The sequence below is a fragment of the Thermococcus sp. GR5 genome (assembly GCF_012027535.1).
In the GTDB taxonomy this organism is placed as follows: domain Archaea; phylum Methanobacteriota_B; class Thermococci; order Thermococcales; family Thermococcaceae; genus Thermococcus; species Thermococcus onnurineus.
Window position 1 is genome coordinate 99,068 of the sequence record NZ_SNUN01000008.1, and the last position, 18,151, is coordinate 117,218.

At 47.0% G+C, this 18,151-nt stretch carries 18 protein-coding genes; 10 read left to right on the forward strand and 8 right to left on the reverse strand.

The window, feature by feature from the left end; translation table 11 throughout:
• Positions 1-25 precede the first annotated feature (25 nt).
• A complete protein-coding gene (locus E3E33_RS08825) occupies positions 26-1,276 on the forward strand; it encodes a site-2 protease family protein (protein ID WP_167710709.1) in 1,251 nt (416 codons plus the stop codon).
• On the opposite strand, the gene E3E33_RS08830 is transcribed toward E3E33_RS08825, so the two are convergent.
• On the reverse strand, positions 1,266-1,688 hold the full coding sequence (locus E3E33_RS08830; protein ID WP_148202359.1) for a hypothetical protein: 423 nt from the start codon (positions 1,686-1,688) through the stop codon (positions 1,266-1,268). The two genes, E3E33_RS08825 and E3E33_RS08830, sit on opposite strands and share 11 nt — an antisense overlap.
• Before the next feature lie 258 nt (positions 1,689-1,946).
• Here E3E33_RS08830 and E3E33_RS08835 point away from each other — a divergent pair, with 258 nt between their 5' ends.
• Both E3E33_RS08835 and E3E33_RS08840 read left to right on the forward strand, forming a co-directional pair.
• Positions 1,947-2,123, forward strand: a complete 177-nt coding sequence (locus E3E33_RS08835; protein WP_167710710.1) for a class III signal peptide-containing protein — start codon at positions 1,947-1,949, stop codon at positions 2,121-2,123.
• Between the two features lie 77 nt (positions 2,124-2,200).
• Positions 2,201-2,377: a hypothetical protein gene (locus E3E33_RS08840; RefSeq protein ID WP_167710711.1), complete on the forward strand. Its 177-nt coding sequence runs from the start codon at positions 2,201-2,203 to the stop codon at positions 2,375-2,377.
• Between the two features lie 4 nt (positions 2,378-2,381).
• Here E3E33_RS08840 and E3E33_RS08845 read toward each other — a convergent pair whose 3' ends face one another.
• On the reverse strand, positions 2,382-4,634 hold the full coding sequence (locus E3E33_RS08845) for a glycosyltransferase family 39 protein (protein ID WP_167710712.1): 2,253 nt from the start codon (positions 4,632-4,634) through the stop codon (positions 2,382-2,384).
• A gap of 20 nt (positions 4,635-4,654) precedes the next feature.
• Complete coding sequence (locus E3E33_RS08850) at positions 4,655-6,952, reverse strand: DUF6541 family protein (protein WP_167710713.1); 2,298 nt, start codon at positions 6,950-6,952, stop codon at positions 4,655-4,657.
• Between the two features lie 226 nt (positions 6,953-7,178).
• Here E3E33_RS08850 and E3E33_RS08855 point away from each other — a divergent pair, with 226 nt between their 5' ends.
• The 3 genes from E3E33_RS08855 (at position 7,179) to prf1 (ending at position 9,330) form a co-directional block, all read left to right on the forward strand.
• Positions 7,179-7,739, forward strand: a complete 561-nt coding sequence (locus E3E33_RS08855) for a HEAT repeat domain-containing protein (RefSeq protein ID WP_167710714.1) — start codon at positions 7,179-7,181, stop codon at positions 7,737-7,739.
• A gap of 9 nt (positions 7,740-7,748) precedes the next feature.
• Positions 7,749-7,985 carry a pro-sigmaK processing inhibitor BofA family protein gene (locus E3E33_RS08860; RefSeq protein WP_012571467.1) on the forward strand — a complete coding sequence of 79 codons (237 nt, stop codon included), beginning with the start codon at positions 7,749-7,751 and terminating at the stop codon, positions 7,983-7,985.
• A 97-nt stretch (positions 7,986-8,082) separates the two neighbouring features.
• A complete protein-coding gene (gene prf1 / locus E3E33_RS08865; RefSeq protein ID WP_012571466.1) occupies positions 8,083-9,330 on the forward strand; it encodes a peptide chain release factor aRF-1 in 1,248 nt (415 codons plus the stop codon).
• Here the strand turns inward: prf1 and E3E33_RS08870 are convergent.
• Positions 9,324-10,205 (reverse strand): dihydrodipicolinate synthase family protein, encoded by an 882-nt coding sequence (locus E3E33_RS08870; protein ID WP_167710715.1) that lies wholly within the window; start codon positions 10,203-10,205, stop codon positions 9,324-9,326. The two genes, prf1 and E3E33_RS08870, sit on opposite strands and share 7 nt — an antisense overlap.
• 44 nt (positions 10,206-10,249) lie before the next feature.
• Positions 10,250-12,178 (reverse strand): arginine--tRNA ligase, encoded by a 1,929-nt coding sequence (locus E3E33_RS08875; RefSeq protein ID WP_167710815.1) that lies wholly within the window; start codon positions 12,176-12,178, stop codon positions 10,250-10,252.
• A gap of 69 nt (positions 12,179-12,247) precedes the next feature.
• Between E3E33_RS08875 and E3E33_RS08880 the strand changes: the two genes are divergently transcribed.
• Both E3E33_RS08880 and E3E33_RS08885 read left to right on the forward strand, forming a co-directional pair.
• The gene (locus E3E33_RS08880; RefSeq protein ID WP_012571463.1) at positions 12,248-12,526 is read left to right on the forward strand and encodes a lipoate protein ligase C-terminal domain-containing protein; all 279 of its coding nucleotides are present in this window, start codon (positions 12,248-12,250) and stop codon (positions 12,524-12,526) included.
• Positions 12,527-12,537: 11 nt separating this feature from the next.
• Positions 12,538-13,110: a stage II sporulation protein M gene (locus E3E33_RS08885; protein WP_167710716.1), complete on the forward strand. Its 573-nt coding sequence runs from the start codon at positions 12,538-12,540 to the stop codon at positions 13,108-13,110.
• Here the strand turns inward: E3E33_RS08885 and E3E33_RS08890 are convergent.
• Complete coding sequence (locus E3E33_RS08890) at positions 13,045-14,172, reverse strand: DUF354 domain-containing protein (RefSeq protein ID WP_167710816.1); 1,128 nt, start codon at positions 14,170-14,172, stop codon at positions 13,045-13,047. The genes E3E33_RS08885 and E3E33_RS08890 overlap by 66 nt on opposite strands.
• Positions 14,173-14,459: 287 nt before the next feature.
• Here E3E33_RS08890 and E3E33_RS08895 point away from each other — a divergent pair, with 287 nt between their 5' ends.
• Positions 14,460-15,749, forward strand: a complete 1,290-nt coding sequence (locus E3E33_RS08895; protein WP_167710717.1) for a UDP-N-acetyl-D-mannosamine dehydrogenase — start codon at positions 14,460-14,462, stop codon at positions 15,747-15,749.
• Positions 15,746-16,879 (forward strand): non-hydrolyzing UDP-N-acetylglucosamine 2-epimerase, encoded by a 1,134-nt coding sequence (gene wecB / locus E3E33_RS08900; RefSeq protein ID WP_167710718.1) that lies wholly within the window; start codon positions 15,746-15,748, stop codon positions 16,877-16,879. The genes E3E33_RS08895 and wecB overlap by 4 nt, the downstream gene beginning before the upstream one ends.
• Here wecB and E3E33_RS08905 read toward each other — a convergent pair.
• A complete protein-coding gene (locus tag E3E33_RS08905; protein ID WP_167710719.1) occupies positions 16,865-17,575 on the reverse strand; it encodes a hypothetical protein in 711 nt (236 codons plus the stop codon). The two genes, wecB and E3E33_RS08905, sit on opposite strands and share 15 nt — an antisense overlap.
• Positions 17,572-18,150 carry a hypothetical protein gene (locus E3E33_RS08910; protein ID WP_167710720.1) on the reverse strand — a complete coding sequence of 193 codons (579 nt, stop codon included), beginning with the start codon at positions 18,148-18,150 and terminating at the stop codon, positions 17,572-17,574. The genes E3E33_RS08905 and E3E33_RS08910 overlap by 4 nt, the downstream gene beginning before the upstream one ends.
• Between the last annotated feature and the right edge of the window lies 1 nt (position 18,151).

Sequence of the window (18,151 nt, forward strand, 5' to 3'; positions counted from 1 at the left end):
CAATTCTTTTTAGGGAGTGCAAAAAATGTCGAGGGGCATCTACGAGTGCATCAACTGTGGACATAGGGAGATCCTAGATTCATCCGAGCCACTGCTCGAGAAAGCCTGTCCTCGCTGTGGAAGGGACATGGTTCTGGTAGGATTCTATACGGAGTCCCAAGAGCTCACAGTGCAGGTCCAGCCAAGCAGGCCTTCCCTCCCGGAGAACCTCAAAAAAAAGCTGAAGGAGTTCTATAATCTTGAACTAAAACAGATAGATGGCAACGTCTTCGTCTTTGAAGTTCAAGGGATAATGGAAAATAACTTTGAGAGAGTCCTAAGAGAGCTTGAAGAACTCGGCTATTGGGCCGCTCTCAAGAAGCGTGAGGGTAAAGTGCTGCTCTTTGTCTTCCCTGCCCAGGAAATAAAGGAGGACAACAGGTGGTTGCCGTGGATCTTCCTCATCGCGACGATTTTCACTACATTCCTGGCCGGTTACTACCTCTCGCTGGCCTACATAGATACCCTTAATTACTACGGTCTTCCTGGAATACGAAACCCTTATCTCAACGCGATTGCGTTCTCGATAAGTGTCATGGCAATACTGGGAACCCACGAGCTTGGCCACAAGATAGCCGCGGCGTATCATGGCGTTAGAGCTACAATGCCATACTTCATTCCCTTCCCTAGCATGCTGGGGACGCTTGGGGCAGTAATCAGGGTAAAATCACCACTGCCCACAAGGAATGCAGCAATAGACCTTGGTATCAGCGGACCAATAGCTGGGTTTTTGATAGCCCTCCCGGTAAGCATAATCGGACTTAGACTTTCCATTCCAGTGCCAGCGGAACTTGTCTCGCCCACAGAAGGCAGTATAGTCTTTGGGGAGAATCTGATATTCCTGCTCTTGGAGAAATACATCGTGACTTTCCCAGAGGATACAGTGATTTTCTTACATCCCGTTGCCATTGCTGGATGGGTGGGCATTCTAGTGACTTTCTTAAACCTCATTCCTGCTGCTCAGCTTGATGGCGGCCACATAGCAAGGGCCTTCCTCAGTGAGAAGACGCACCGCTATCTCACGATTGCTGTTGGTTTAGTTCTCATAGGCATGAGCTTTCTCTGGGTCGGCTGGCTCATTTGGGGCATGCTTGTGCTCCTGATGGGTTCGGTCGGAAATCCTGGAGCACTCGATGAGGTCTCCTCAATCTCAAAGAAAAGGCTCGTCTTGGTTATTCTGGCAGTGATGATCTTCCTAATTTCTGCAACACCGAGACCGCTCTGGGTCACCGGTTGATCTTTCTTTCCTTTAAGATTTGTTCGATATCATAGTATATTGAGTCCCTCGAAACACCGAACATTCTAGCGATTTCGGATATGTTAAGAACCTTCGGATTGTAGTTGAAGGACTCCAGAACACCGGCCAGCAGTTCTCTGCGTTCTTTTATCGTGAGCTCAGTGAAGGATTTTTTCTCTAGGGGTGCATTGTAAACAACAACACCAACTGCATAAGTCCTTCTGGTCACGGGAGTGGTGTAGGTACCTATTTCGAAGTTGACGACTTGTGCGTCCCTGGGCAGGAACCTGTTAATTTTTTCCAAAGTCTTGTTTATCGCGTCCTCTTTATTCCTGCCTGTGGAATACTCGGCGAGGAGGCCTTTTAACATATTACTACGCGGATCTATTAGGAGAGTTACTGTAAGGTTCATGAACGCACCGAAAGTTAGGGCTATCTTTGAGGAAGATATAAAACCTGATTTCGAGGATAGTAATTTCCGCGACTTGGATAGGATATTACTTATACAATCTTCAATGTTTGAGGATTCACATTGGAGACTTAACAACTCCACAAGACCACCCCTGATGATTCCACAGTATTGAGGGTCTTTTCCTTAAGTTTGGGGAGAAAGCTATATAAGCTTTTTCAGTGCATTAATGTATGAAGTAATCCCACGGAGGTGAAGAAAATGAAGAGAAAGGCCCAGGGTGCTATTGAGTACCTGTTTATGATTGCGGCTGCCCTGATAATAATCCTGATTGTAGTCAGGCAGCTACAGAGCAGGGGTAGTACTGCTTCTCAGACTATTGAGGGTGCCGAGACTGAGATAAGCAATGTCCTTAGCTCGATGAGTGCTAGCGGTTGAAGACAGGCTTCTATCCATTTTTTAATGTTTACCAACTCTGAGAACCCTATGAATCCATTAATAGATGGGGGAACAACATGAAATGGAAGGCGCAGAGTTCAATAGAGTATGTTTTTATGTTTGCAGCAGGTCTTTTCATAGTGCTTGTTATCTTAAGAATACTCCGAGACAGACCACACCATACAGCCACATCTCTTGCCGAGTCTGGAGATAGTCTAGTTTCAGAGGCTCTAAGAGAGTTGCAGGAAGGATGATAATTCATCCTGTCAGCTCGAATACAATTTTGGTTCCTGTTACCTCAAGCGCATTTGTTGAAATCTTTCTGATCCTAATGTCTACTCCCCTAATAATCAGATGAAAATCCCCACAGTATACATCCACTGGAGCGTTTGTTTCTTGGTCAAGTTTTAGGTGTGTTGTTCCAGCAAAAACAGTTATATCGGTAGTGAAATTAAATATGAGCGGCAAACTCACTGAGGATAAAACAATCTTGCTCCCGTTTAGAAACAGCTCAAACGTTACCTGTTCAGATGGAATATTGGAGTATTGTGTTACAAGGTAGGCACCATAGTTAGGATTGAGCCTCATCCGAGTACGGAAGTCAAAGGTTACATCATGACTAACTGCATAGAAATCCGCGATTTCTGTTGAGTTTACCCAAACAATAACCTTGCCATTGTAAGTGCTTATATAAAGTGGCCCTGTAAGATTATTAGCAAGTGATTGTGAATACATTTCCAGGACATCTTTGTTATCATAAGACTCGCCATATAATAAAGCTGAGTTCATTCTCACCGTCGATGCAAAGCTCCGAAGTTCACTTCTAAATTCTTTGTTAACCCAGTTGTAATATGCCCAAGTGCTAATGATGAAATATTCAACTCCTCCATCTTTCAAAATGCTAAGCATCGTACTGGAGTTGAGATCTTTAAGTAAAATTAAACCAAACGCGTCAATGTAATAGGGGACGGTATTTGCGCCCAAGTAATAAATATTCATTGGATTTAAGGAATAAGTTGTCCCAAGGGCAATGTCTGCGGATGAGAGGTAGTCTCTGAGATCATCCCGCATCGTTTTTGTGTGAACTGCGTAGATAAACTTTAGATTGCCGTGGGGATACTGATAAACAATTCCAAAATCAGCCACCAACAGCAATAAGACGAGGAAAAAGCCCAGAGTGCGTACGTGCCCCCTTTGAACAATGGTGGGGAGACTGTAAAGAACATCCGCAAGCAGGATATCCATCAACAATAAAAGGGGCAGGATAAATCTAGCTGTGATAATAGACGGAGACACAGCAAAATACATAAATGCTGTTATCGTTGACAAGACAACGAGGGATCTACCCAACGAAGACATGGGAACTTTCTTGGAAAATGCCCATATAGCTAATACTAAGAGTGCTAACAGAACAACCGGAAGAATGAATATCCAGAACTCCAGAGTGTTCTCGTAAATGTCCTCGAAGAGGTCGCTAACGAATATAAAAAAGTTTATTATCGGAAAGCTTCTTCCCCCCTGTATCAAATATGTCTGGGAGATATAGTCAGTGCTAATAACTATTCCCAACAATCCTTCCACGACTATTTTTGGCAAAAAGAATGCAGAAGCTAGAAGCGAGACGCGTTTTAGATTATGAAGTGAAAAGCTAATCATGTCTTTTACTTGGGGAAGATACGAAGAGTTGAATATTCTTAGAGTCAAACTACCCCAAATGACGAGAAGGATCATTATGGGGATTATCTGATCCCAGTAAGTGATTCTATGAATGCCCGGCACCACGACAACGGCCCTAGTATACCAGCTCGGCCATAGAATAATAGTAGCCATCACTAAAAGAATCATGATGAGATACGCTATTATAAGTATAAAGACCTGTCGTCTGTTAAAAATAACCCGTACTGCGCCCTGCAAGTATGAAATAATGCGCCCACTTCTGTTGAATAGTATTATGATGTACAGCGCAAGTGCATACGGAAGAATGGTGAACTTAGACGTGCTTCCAAGACCCACCCAAAATAACGCAATATATGCATATTTTTCATTTTCTGTTTTTATGTATCTGACAAAATAGTAAACAGACAGCAGAGTGAAAAATTCAATTGAAGATTCATGAAAAACCAGAGAGTTTACCTTAATTAAGAGAGGATCAAGAGCCAGCAGCCCAGAGAGCATAAGACCCAATTTCCAATCTTTAATCTCTTTACCGATGTAGTAAGCTATGATTAGTGACAGCAGACCAAAGAAAACTGATAGCATCCGTCCGGTTACATAACTGTCCCCAAATATCTTCAACCAAATGGCAAGGAGATAATAATAGAGGGGCGGATGAACTGCAAAAATATCCCTGTAAGGGAGATAGCCATGGTTAATCAGTCGGGCGATTAGAAGATACGTACCCTCGTCATAGTCGTAGTATTCGCTCATAAATGTGAATATACAGTAAATCCGCGTCAGGAGATAGACAAATAATATTGATAGCATGCCCATCCACTGATGCGCTCTCCTCATTATTATCCCTCACTCTTTGATTAGTCACTAAATTCAATGGACTTTATCAGGAACAATCCTTCGTTCCTCTCTTTCTTTATTTCTATTATGTTCAGAGTCCCCGACTGAACTCCTGCTGGCAACCCATAGACATTATCACCTGGATTCGCAATTATCGCATGAGGTATCCCATTTATCAGTATTGTTGTGTTGATTGGATCTGGAGAGAAGGAAATAAACGATATTGTTAATCTACTGTAATTTTTGCATGGTACAAAGATGATGGTGCCATTTTGGCCGAAGAGCCATGCATAATCGAGACCGTGTAAATGGAAATATTCAACCATGAAATATTTTTTCTTGAAGCCATATACGTAGTATCTCCAATCTTCATATGTGTTACCGGATATCGTGTTTTTACACAACATAATTTGAGATTTTAGGACATTGTAGTTTTCAGAGGTGTTTTTAGATGTTAAATCGAATATCCAATTTCCGTTGTTGTATCTAAGAAGCTTGAAACGAGTGTAAAAAATCAGGGGATTTAAACTTGGATAATTTGTATCTATATACGCCAACGTCGCATTCAGGGGAACTATTCCTCCCTGAATCAAGGCTTCCACGGTTTTCGGAGTATAGTTGTACACCCTACAATAGTTTACGTAAGAGAAAAGAACAGTGTTTGAGGTAAAAAATGGAATCCACTGTCCAGAATCCGAATCACAGGAGTTCATCACAGTGATGCCCGAGAACCTCTCGTTAATCCATTCAAAATCCTCCAAATTATAAGCGTCAACATAATAATTCGCCTCATCAGAAATCATGTCATATGCTATCCCCTGTGCTGGAACTATAAACAGAAACACAAGGAAAACCAGTGTAATTACTCTAATCTTCTTGGAAGAGACCAATCCACTAAGCGCGCTAAGTAATGCATTAAACCCAACTGCAATAAAGACCGGAAAGAGCGGTGTCAACCACAAAAACATACGCTCCATAGCTGCAGTTCCATAAAAGGGAATTGGAACGTTATAGGTAAGCCGGTTTAATATCAGAACTAAAACGAATAAAACAAAACTCCATAATGATGCCAACTCCTTGAGCTTATACCTCTTGGAAAGTGGAATCCCAACACTTGCTACTAAAAGAAGGGATGCAAAATAACTGTAATTTCTCAGAGTTGCCCAGTTAATCATGAACTTAAACCTGTTCCATGTGTCCATTATGTTCCTGCCAGTAAAAACAGCTAGGTTATTTACCGCAACTCCAATGTATGAAGCCCAAGGGTATTCAATAGTCACTTTCGACGCAAGTTCTGGCCACCAAAAGTACGGATTTAAAACCGCGTAAATCACAAGAGGGGGCACAATATAAAGCAATCCATTTAACATTGCTTGCTTTAACGTGAGTTCTTTGTAGTAAACACTTAACAGGAGATAGACTGCAGCAATAAAAACGTACGCTTGGAACTCATATGGATGGACAAAGATGGTGCCCGTTGTTATAAGGATCAAGAATACTATAAGAATTGCCCGATTGTTGCATTGGTTAGTGTCTTTTTTGTGAACAATTAAATAGAACAGGGACAATGTCGCCATGAAGAAATAGAAGCCTAAAAAGTTGGGATGTATGTAAATCATAAGATAGTAATTGTAGATATTGGTTACCAAGATCACCATCGTGGAGTACATGCCTACTTTGCCATCAAACCAAACTGAGGCAAACAAATAAGTTCCAAGTACTATCAAAATCCAGCTCCATACCCTAACAACAAGCATTGCATGTGGTATCAAGTCTCCAGACAATAAAACTACCCACGTTACAATGGTATGATATCCGGCAGGATATGAAAGCATGTTAAAAACCGGGACTTTTGGAGGAAATAATGACTGATATTTCAATATATACTGGACTTTATAGGCGTGGAATACACTATCCATAGTATCCGTTGGCATTTTTAGGATAAGAACTTTTATAATTGCTATCAATCCCACAATGAACATTAGTTTTCCAAGCGTTAGAGCTTCGTCTTTAGATATTTTCGCATATCTGTGAGAGTCAAATGTCAGAGCAGTTATTATTAGCGTTACATAGATTAGAGGCGACAAGCCGATACCAAGAATGCTAAGTATGTATGCCATGAGTATCAGGACAGAGAAGCCAATAGCTCCTGCAATTCCAATCCGGTATCGGAAACTATCAAAAATATACGAACTTAGATTTAAGCCTAAAAACATTAGCGGCAATATTGAGAGATAGGGACTTAGTCTAACCAGCAACAATAGAGCGATTGATATTAAACTACCAAACACGATGTTTAAAGCCCTATATTGCCTCATTAGCTTAACATTGGTTTCAAATTATTTATAAACTTATTCACCTTTGATTCTATCTTTTTACGGTCTCTCGAGGAAACTTGCATCCTGACAATATCACTAAATACCAAATAGCCCACCACTTAATTAATTTCCTGTTGACTGTAGGGTTCCTTTGTCCTCTATTCTAGACATACTAGACAAAAAACTTAATACACCAAAAAGATAATTCGACTCTAGAGGTGACATCATGGGGTTGTTCTCATTCGGCTCAAAAAAAGATAAAATAAAAAAGCTCATAGAAGAAGAGCGGTTTAGTGACATCATTACAATGGTCATGAAAGACAAAAAGGCACTCGATGGCCTCATTGAGCTCCTCGACGATAGTGTGCCGGGAATTCGCGGAGATGCTCTCCTGATTCTTGGGATGATTGCCCAGCAGAGGGGTGAAGTTCTCGAATCCCACATTGATAGAATCTTTCCAAAAGCGGTGGAACTCACGAAGAATAGAAATCCCTACGTAAAGGAAAATGCAATGGTTCTGTCCTACGAACTTGTCCGTAGATTCCAGACTAAAATAATGAAGCTTAAGGACACTATTATCAATGACCTGATAGAGGAGATTAGAGAAGGTGACAAGAACACCAAGGGCTTTGCGCTGATACTACTCGGTGAGCTCAACGCTAAAGAGACCAGGGAGTACGTTGAAGAGCTCGTAAATGTTGAGGACAAGGTTATACTCCCGTTTGAAGGGAAGAAATGGGTTCCACTCGGCCAGATAGCGATGGAAACCCTAGAAAAACTCTCTTGAGGTGGTCTCATGATTGAAACGCTGCTGTTTTTAGTCCTGCTGGTGGTTGCTCTTTACCTAGTTATTAAGCTGACAGTGGCCATTCTGAAGTACCTAGTTACCAACGCAATTATCGGCCTAATACTCCTCTGGATACTCAACACCGTCGGAATAGCACACGTTGAGTACACCTTCCTGAACATCCTTATCGTGGCCATAGGCGGCATCGTGGGAGTTATTTTGCTGGTGATACTCTCGTGGTTATAGCTCCCTCTAGATTTCGATTTTAGCCTCTATCTAAATCTTTATAAATTCCCTTTTCGTGCCCTTCTTGGGGCGAGAGAAGTTTTGGAGGGTGATGCTCATGTCTCACAAATCAGCCGAAATGTATGAGCTCAAGAAAAAAGTGGAGGAGCTGAAGAGCTATCGAGGCCGAGCGACCGAGCTTGTAAGCCTCTACATCCCAGCGGGCTACGACATAAACAAGGTCATGCAACAGCTTAGGGAGGAGTATGGAACTGCCCAGAATATTAAATCAAAATCCACCCGAAAGAACGTTCTTGGTGCCCTTGAGAGAGCCATGCAGCACCTCAAGCTCTATCGAAAAACCCCCGAGAACGGTTTGGCCCTTTTCGTTGGAAATGTGAGTGAGCAGGAGGGAGTGAGCGATATAAAACTTTGGGCCATAGTTCCACCGGAACCCCTTAAGGTTCGCCTTTACCGCTGCGACCAGACCTTTGTAACGGAGCCTCTTGAGGAAATGCTCCGTGTTAAGGACGCCTACGGTCTAATAACCGTCGAGAAGAACGAAGCCACGATAGGCCTTCTGAGGGGTAAGAGGATTGAGGTTATCGACGATCTCACCTCAAACGTCCCAGGAAAAACGAGGGCAGGTGGTCAGTCGGCGAGGCGTTACGAGAGGATTCGTGAGCAGGAAACCCACGAGTTCATGAAGAGAATCGCCGAGCACGCCGCCAAGGCCTTCCTACCGCTTCTTGAAAAGGGTGAGCTCAAGGGAATCATCATAGGCGGCCCAGGGCCGACCAAGGAAGAGTTCGTTGATGGCGACTACCTACACCATGAGCTCAGAAAGAAGGTAATCGGAGTCGTTGACATCAGCTACCACGGCGAATATGGCCTCAGAGAGCTCGTTGAGAAGGCCAGCGACATACTCAGCGAGCACGAAGCTGTGAAGGAAAGGAAGCTCATCCAGGACTTCTTCAGGCACCTCGTCAAGGACACTGGGCTGATAACCTACGGCGAGAGGGAAGTCAGGAAGGCTCTAGAGCTCGGTGCCGTTGACACGCTCCTCATCAGCGAGGGCTACGACAAGGTCAGGGTTAAGGCGAAGTGCAATGCCTGCGGCTGGGAGGAGCTCAAGACAATGAGCGAGCAGGAGTTCCATGTTTACAAGAAGAAGCTTACCCACTGCCCGAAGTGCGGCAGTCAGAACATAAGCTTCGAGAAGTGGGACGTCGCCGAGGAGCTCATAAAGCTGGCAGAAGAGAGCGGTGCCGAGGTTGAGATAATATCCCTCGACACCGAAGAGGGTCAGCAGTTCTACAAGGCCTTTGGCGGTCTTGGAGCCTTCTTGAGGTACAAGATTCAGTAAAGCACCTCCCGGAGGAGCTTTCTGATCTCTTCTTTTACTTCATCTCCGTCGATGATATACGGGGGTCTAAGGACAGGCTTTATTGAGAAGCCTCTGAGGCTCATTGCAAGCTTTATCGCCGAACCGAAAGATGAGGCCAAGTCATAAACCTTCGAGAGCCTTGCAAGCTTTTGGGCATAGATAAACGCGTCCTTAAAGCGCTTCTCCTGGAAGGCTTTATAGAGTGCAAGGTGAACCTCTGGGGCGAAGTTTGCGCACGCCATTATCCCCCCATCACCGCCAAGGATTAGGGTATTAAGGAAGTGCTGATCGAGGCCTGTGAACACCATGAAATCCTCCCGCTCACCTTTGACTTCGATGATCACGTCCCTCACGTGGTTCACACTGTCTATCGTCTCCTTGACGCCAGCTATGTTCGAGTACTCAAGGGCGAGCCGCTTAATAAGCTGAACGCTCAGAGGGTTTGCGCAGCTCGGAATATTGTAGAGGATTATCGGGATATCGGTTCTTTCGGCGACCATCGAGTAGTGCCTAAAGAGGGCCGTCTCGTTCAGTGGGCAGTAGTAGGGTGGAGCTATCACAACGTAATCGGTGCCAATGTCATGGGCATGCTTTGTCAGTTCTATGACTTCAAATGTGTTTGTGGAAGCCGTTCCCACGAGGTAGAATGCAGCATTGACAAGCTCACGCCCCTTCTCGGCCAGGAACTTTCTCTCCTCGACGCTCAAGCTCGTGAACTCGCCAGTGGTCGCGTTGATAAATATTCCATGAACGCCGGCCTTCTGGAGAAAGTCTATGTGTTCCTCAAGGGCAGGAACATCAATAGAGTAGTCTTCGTTAAAAGGTGTTACAAGGGGAACTATAACACCGCGCATAACATCACCGGAAAAGTTAGAAAAGGAAAGTATTTTAGCTTTTCTCACATCTTCTCCGGTGCCTCTATGCCGAGCAGAGCCAGAGCGTTCCTCAGCACCTGCTTCGTGGCCAGCACAAGGAGCAAGCGCTCCTCCCTCACTCCATCCTCCGCTTTGAGGACAGGGTGGTCCATGTAGAACTTGTTGAAGAGGCTCGCCACCTCGTTCGCGTACCATGGAATCAAATGCGGCTTGATGTCCTTTCCTGCTCCCTCAATTATCTCCGGGAACCTTGCAAGGAGCTTTATCAGCTCCTTTTCCCTGTTGGTGAGCTTTGAGAAGTCAGACCTCTTGAGGAGCTCCTCCCACTCAACACTAACGCCGCTTTCCTCGGCCTTCCTAAGGATTGAGGCGCAACGTGCGTGAGCGTACTGTACGTAGGGGGCGCTCTCTCCCTCGAAGTTGAGCACGTCCTCCCAGCGGAAGGTGATTATCTTGTCCGGGCTGTACTTGACAAGGTTAAAGCGAACAGCACCGACGCCGACGGCTTCCGCTATTTTTTCTTTCTCCTCCTCGCTTAAGTTGGGATTCTTCTCCTCGACGAGCTCCTTTGCCCTCCTAACCGCCTCGTTGAGAACCTCATCAACGGTGAAGCCAACCCAGGTCCCTTTCCTTCCGCTGAACTTGCCCTCTGGCCTCACAACGTGCTCGTAAGCGAGGTGGTGGAAGTTCTGAGCCGAGTCCTCAAAGCCAAGGAGCTGAAGGGCGTACTTTATGGCCATCTGCGGGTGCTTCTGCTCGGCGCCGATGACGTTAATGACTATATCCGCTTTACCAAACTTTCCGGACATCTCCTCGCCGTCGGGGGCCGTCGTCCAGGTCTCGTGGTCTTCCAGCCTGTCCCACGGTTTGTAAAGCATGTCTGAGCTAACCTTGCCAAACTTCCAGAGGTGATAGGCTATGTCCTTGCCGGTGTAAGTTGCCGTCCCATCGCTCCTCTTAAGGACGAGGAAGGGGTTTTTCATGTCAGGGAAGAGCTTTCTGAGGTCCATCACGAAGGCTCCTTTGTATTTACCTTCCTCAGCCCAGAAGAAGTTGGGATTGCTCTCGATAAGGCCGTAGGCCTCCTCAAAAATGCCGCTCCTCATTATGTCGCTCTCCCAGCTGAGGAGGTCGTAGGTGATATTCATCCTATAGGTCGTCATCATCTGAGCCTTAACGACTCTCTCGGCAAGCTTCCTTCCGATTTCGGCTATCTCGTTGTCACCCTCCTCAAGCTTCTTCATAAGCTCGCGGACTTCTTTATCCACCTCAGGATTCCCCTCTATGCGCTTGTTAACCTCGACGTAAAGAAGGCCCATAACGTGGTCTATAACGTCTTCCTTGACTCCCTTCTCCCTAAGCTCTGCCTCGAGCCGTTCAAACTCTTCTTTCAGGTTGAGGTATCCCCAGAGAACCTGGGCGAACTGAACGCCAAGGTCGTCAATGTAGTTCTGAACCTCAACGTTGTAGCCCAGGGCGCGCATAATCCTTGCCATCGTATCTCCGAGAACAGCGTTCCTCGCGTGACCCATGTGAAGAGGCTTGGTCGGATTGACGGAAGTGTGCTCTACAATGACCTTCCTGCCCTTCCCAAACTCGCTCTCACCGTAGTGCTCGCCCCTTTTGAGAATCTCACTGACTAGGTCCTTTCCAAAAGCCTCGTAATTTAGGTAGAAGTTTATGTAGCCGTTTACAGCCTTGACGTCGCTTACTTCCCCAGGAAGCTTGTCTTTAATGCGCTCAACTATCTCGTCCGCTATTAGTTTGGGCGCCTTCCTGAAGACCCTCGCAAGCTGGAAGGAAACCGTCGTGGCAAAGTCGCCGAACTCGATGTTTGGAGTCTCATCAAAGGTTACCTCACCTTCCCACTCCCTGCCGCTCTCCTGGAGCATCTTCTTAAGTTCTTCCGTTAAGATGAGCCTGACCTTCTCTTTAACCTCAGTGTATCCCATTCCCACCACCGCAACCACTTATACCCAACCTTTAAAAAGTTCTCCGCGGGATTTACTTTGGGGATGGGTATGAAGCACCACGTCGGTGAGCACAAGGCCAAGAAGGGCCTGATAAGAATAGAGTTCGACGAAGAGAAGGGGATAGCCGAGAACGTCAAGATAACTGGGGACTTCTTCATGCACCCAGAGGAGGCTATCCACGACCTTGAAAGAGAGCTTGAGGGCCACAGGCTGGAGGAGCTCGAGCAGATCATCGACGAGTTCTTTGCCGTCAGGATGGACATAGAGATGCCCTACGTGAACGTCGAGGACTTCAAGATAGCCCTTAAGAATGCCCTTAAGAAGTGAGGGTGAGCGAGGTGCCCGGATCAAAAAAGGGCTCTCCCGCAAGAACTTTCCTTCTTCTACTCCTAGTGTTCATCGCGGCGTCCTTTTTGGGCTACGCCTTCGCCCTTGGCAATCCCGACGTAGCTATAGATGCCGTCAAAAAAATAGCCGAAGAAATCGGGCCAATTTCAGATTCCAGCTTCAAGAACTTTGTTCTAATATTCACCAATAACTCCATGGTTGCTCTTTTCATGATGCTCTCGGGCCTGCTTTTTGGCCTCGGCCCCTGGTTCATAATGGCCTTTAACGGCTTCATTGTCGGCTTGGTTGTAAGAGCTATCCAGCTTACAGGGGAGCTCTCGACGGAGCAGATAGTCCTTGGGATAATCCCTCATGGGGTCATCGAGATTCCAGCCCTGGCTGTGGCAGGAGTTGCGGGTATAATATGGTACAGAGAAATAGTCCATGGGGATGAAGAAGCCGGGGAAAGATTCAGAAGAGGGGCAGTAAAGGCTCTGAGGCTTCTTGCTCTCTCAATACTACTTCTCCTTGTTGCGGCGTTCATTGAGGCCTACATAACTCCGAGCATCGCCGGAATTGGCTGATTCTTCCACTTTCATTGTCCTGAATGTTCCAAACTCCTCGTAGGTTTCTATCTCCTTGAGAATGACATCCATCGGATTCTCAAAGCCACTGATGACTGTTCTTATGTATGTCCTGTAGCTTCCGTTCAGCTCCATCATGCGCTCGGCCATCATCGCGACCTTTACCGGATCTGTGGAGTGAAACTTAACCCCTTTCTCGACCAGCCATTTTGTAACCGCAAGGAGCCTGCCGGGATACGTTGAGATAGTTGGCGTGCCAAGAGCTATGGCCTCCCTGTTCATCGTTCCACCGGCACCTATCATCAACCTGGCGTAGTATAGCAGGCTGAGGCTGTCCACAGATTTCTCCGGAATTATGACGTTGGAAAATCTCTCAAACCTTCTTTTCTGCTCCTCTATTCTCGGAAAGAGAACTATAGGAACGTCTGGCAGCACTGGAATAATGTCCTCAAGGACACTCTTCTCGGAGCCGTTGAAATAGTTAGCTTTTATGGGCTCGGTACGCATCACTATGTAGCCGTTCTTTTTCACACCAAGCTCTTTGAGAACTTTTCTGTCGGGAACGAATCCGTAAAGATGGGCAAGCTCTGAGAACCCCTTAACCGGGCGCATGCCGTTTGGATCGGCCCCGCATTTGAGCAGCTCGTAGGCGTCTATTGCAATTGGGTAAAGCAATAGACTGGTATATGGAAGGATGAGCTTGTTCTGTGCAACTGCCGTCTCGTTATCGACGAAGCCGATGGAGGGAATCTTGAGCCCAAAAGCAACTCTCGGTGCCTCGGCAGAGTGCTTGTAGAGTGCCAGATCCGGCTTCTCTTCAATGATAAGCTTGGAAAGCTTGTACATCCTTTCAGTGCTTGCAAGGAGCTTGCCCTCCAGGGTTGCGCCGCCATGCTTGCCGACGACGTAGTAATCGAATCCCAACATGTCCAGAATGCCGGTTAATCCATCGAACTCACGGGTGGTAATGAGAACCTCGTGACCGGATTTCTCCAGCTCCCTGATTATACCCTTGAAGAAGTGAGCGTGAGGAGCGTTCGTGATGTCTATCCATACCTTCATTCCACTCACCTATCTACTGGACAACCCTGTTCAATATAAGACTTTCCCAAAAAACGGTTGTGAAGCCTTCTTTTCAAAGTTTTTCAGTAGGAGTTTAGGCCAAAAGAACGTTTAAAACGCTTTCTTTCGATGAAATTGACGTGATGAAAAAACAAAAAACAGGTAAGAGCCCACAGGAGGGCAAAAATTCTCCCAGAGTCACTCACATCGCAGAAATCAGTCCAGAAATCGTTTTTTGGAAAAGGCTTTTATTGAGAGACGTCTCCCACTGAGGATAGGTGAGAGGCATGCTAGAAAAGATGATAGAGGAAAGAACAGCGGAGATAGCAGTCATAGGCCTCGGATATATCGGCCTCCCAACGGCCATAATGTTTGCCAACGCGGGTTTTAGGGTTATAGGCTACGAGATACGGGAGAAGGTCGTTGAGAAGATAAACTCCGGAAAAGCACACATAATCGAGCCGGAGATAGATGAACTCCTTAGAAAAGCCATTGAAAGCGGCAACCTGAAAGCGACCTCAAATCCAGAAGAGATAAGAGAAAAGGACGTTTACATAATCTGCGTCCAGACTCCCCTGAAGGAAGATAAAACGCCCAATCTAAGCTATCTCGAGAGTGCAGTGGAGACCGTTGCAAAGGCTATGAAAAAAGGCTCGCTCATTATCATAGAGAGCACGGTCCCGCCGCTTACCACAGTGAAGATGGCGGAGTTGATTGAAGCGATCACTGGACTCAAACCCGGGGAGGACTTCTACATGGTTCACGCCCCAGAGAGGGTCATGCCGGGGAGGATATTTAAAGAGCTCATTTACAATTCAAGAATCTTTGGCGGAATAACTCCCGAGAGCGCCGAACTCGCCGAGAAGCTTTACCGTTCCTTTGTTAAGGGACAAACCTTCAAGACCAACTCCACCGTCAGCGAGGTAGTCAAGCTCATGGAGAACACCTTCCGCGACGTAAACATCGCTTTGGCCAACGAATTCGCTTTCTTGGCCCATCAGTATGGAATAAACGTTTTTGAGGCGATAAAGCTGGCCAACACCCACCCGAGGGTTAAAATCCATGTTCCAGGAATAGGCGTCGGCGGACACTGCCTGCCGAAAGATCCTCACCTTCTCGTCTGGCCTGCGAAGGAAGACTTCGGCTTGATAAAGCTGGCAAGAGAGATAAACGACAGCATGCCGCTCTTCACGAAGGACCTGCTCTTTGAGGCTCTCAGGACGATAAACCTGCAGCCCGAAGAGGCAATTGTAGTTATCCTTGGTCTGGCCTACAAGGGAAACAGTGATGACACCAGGAATTCACCGGCCTTTGCCTTTATGGACGCCATAAATGAGGATGTTAAAGAGGTTAGAACTTACGATCCCTTCGTAAAAGGGACTCATGAGAGCATAGAAGATGCTGTTAAAGGCGCAGATGCAATAGTCATAGCAACCGACCATACGACCTTCAAATCCCTCAACTGGGAAGAGCTCGGAAAGCTGATGAGAAACAGAATCCTCATCGACGGCAGGCACATCGTAGAAGATCCGCCCAAGGGGTTCATCTTCAAAGGCCTTGGGAGGGGAGAGTATTGAAACCGGCCTTCGTATTCGGAACGAGGCCGGAGATAATAAAGCTTGCTCCTGTTATCAGAGCATTCGAGGAGAGGGGTGTTGAGCCCCTTTTAATCCATACCGGCCAGCACTATGACTACGAGATGAGCAGTGTATTCCTCGAGGAGCTAGAACTCAGGAGGATAGACTACCACCTTGAAGTTGGTTCTGGAACACAGGCCGAACAGACGGGAACGGCAATGATTAAGATTGAAAAGGTCCTGATGGAAGAAAAGCCCGACGTCACGCTCGTTCAGGGCGATACGAACACCGTCCTTGCCGGCGCACTGGCAAGCGTCAAGCTGAGAATCCCAGTTGCCCATGTTGAAGCTGGCTTAAGGAGCTTCGACAGAACGATGCCGGAGGAGATAAACAGGATTTTAGCGGATCACGCAAGTGAGGTTCTCTTTGCCCCGACGGAAGAGGCAAGAAAAAACCTCGAACGCGAGGGCATAACTGAGAACGTTTACGTCGTGGGCAACACCGTTGTTGACGCAGTCCTCCAGAATGCAGAGATAGCCGAGAGGAAAAGCGACGCCCTCGAAAGGTTCGGCCTCAAACCCAAGGAGTACATACTTCTCACCGCCCACAGAGCTGAGAACACGGACAGCAAAGAGAATCTCAGAAGGCTCTTGGAAATCCTTGAGGCGCTGCCGGTTAAGGCTGTCTATCCCATGCATCCTAGAACGAGGAAGAAGCTCGAGAGTTTTGGCCTCTGGGAACGTGTTGAGGCGATAGAGAACCTTATCGTCACGAAGCCGCTTGGATATCTCGACTTCCTAAAGCTCCAGAGGAACGCGAAAATAGTCATGACTGACTCGGGAGGTGTTCAGGAGGAGAGCATAATCCTCAACGTACCGTGCCTGACCCTCCGCTACAACACTGAGAGGCCAGAGACAGTGAAAGCCGGCGGCAACGTCCTCGTTGGTCTCGAAAAGGAGAGAGCCCTGGGCTACGTCGAGAGACTTCTGAGCGATGAGGAGTTCTACAAGAAGATGGCGAGTGCTCCAAATCCCTTCGGCGACGGAAAATCCGGACAGAGAATAGCTGAAATTCTGCTTGAGCTTTACGAAAAAGGAGAGCTGAGGGTCAGAAACTCAAGGTTCATCTGAGGGCTTCAAAGTCATCGCCCACTTTTCTACCTCTCTAGCCACCTCCTCCGCCAGAACGTCCCAGCAGTCATTGCCGCTGAGCTTTCCGGTTCTGACCTCCAGCACGTTCCAGTAGACAACTGCCAGGGAGTAGTTCCCGCCCAAGGAGTTTCCTCTGTCCATGGCCACGTTGAAGAGGTCCTTCGCAAAGAACCTCAAGTCGTCAGTTTTGGTTGAATCCCCCGAGTACCTTTCCTCGACGGAGAGATAGCTGCCCATGTCGCCGTTTGAGTTCATGTAGATGAGGACACTGGCGTAGCAGCTCTCGTAGTAAACATTGTTCTCGTGGCCGTGGAAGGGGATGGATATTATCACGACCGGGTTGTTTATTTTGTCGGGCGGATATTTCCCTGGGAACACTATAATGGGCCTGACATGGCTGAAGTCTGCCCAGAGATTGCGGGACGCGAAAACGTCCCCGAGGGCGCTTTTGAGGGAGTTCTCAAACCTTTCATGGCCAAGCTCGGGATAGATGTCGTAGACCAGTTCCAGCTCGAGGGGCATGTCAATCGTCACCCTGCTGGACGTACTAACGTTCGAGAGGTGGTTGAACTCTCCCTTTGATTCCCAGCTCACGGACGTGCTAGTTGAGAGATAGCCTACGAGAAGAAAAACAACAGCGAAGGTAATAAAAATTAGTCTGCCAGTACTGTTCATTCCCCTGTCCCCCGCAGGTTCTCAACCGCATCCACCAACGCTTTAGCCGTCTGTCTGAGAAGATAGTCCTCGTAACCCCTCAGGCCCAGGATACCCTTTGAATCATCGGTAATCGTGACGATCGTATACGCCTGGACTTCTCCCGGGATGTCCGAGACAAAGGTTATCAGGGCTTTTCTCTTGTCTGTGGCGTTCAGATACTCGAGGTAGTGCTTTGGCCTTCCAAGGCTTGAGTAGACTGCGACAGCTTTGACTGAACCTCTGGCCTTCACCAGAGTGTAGCTTATGTTCACGCCCTCCACCCAGACGGCTAGGAACTGACCATCGCATTCAACTGGGGTACTCAGTGGCAGGATCCTGTAGCCTCTGGCCTTCAGCTCTTTGACTACGAACTTTCCAAAAGCGGAGTCTGAATAGACGCAGAAACCTTCGTTGAAGGTGGCGTTGGCGCTTCTAGTGGCACCAACTTGAGTGCCAGAATGTGTCTCTGACTTAGCTAGGGTGAAGTTCCCGAAGTAGAAAAGCAGAGAGAGAAGAACCAGAGAAACCGCCACGATTTTCCATGACTTTTTCATC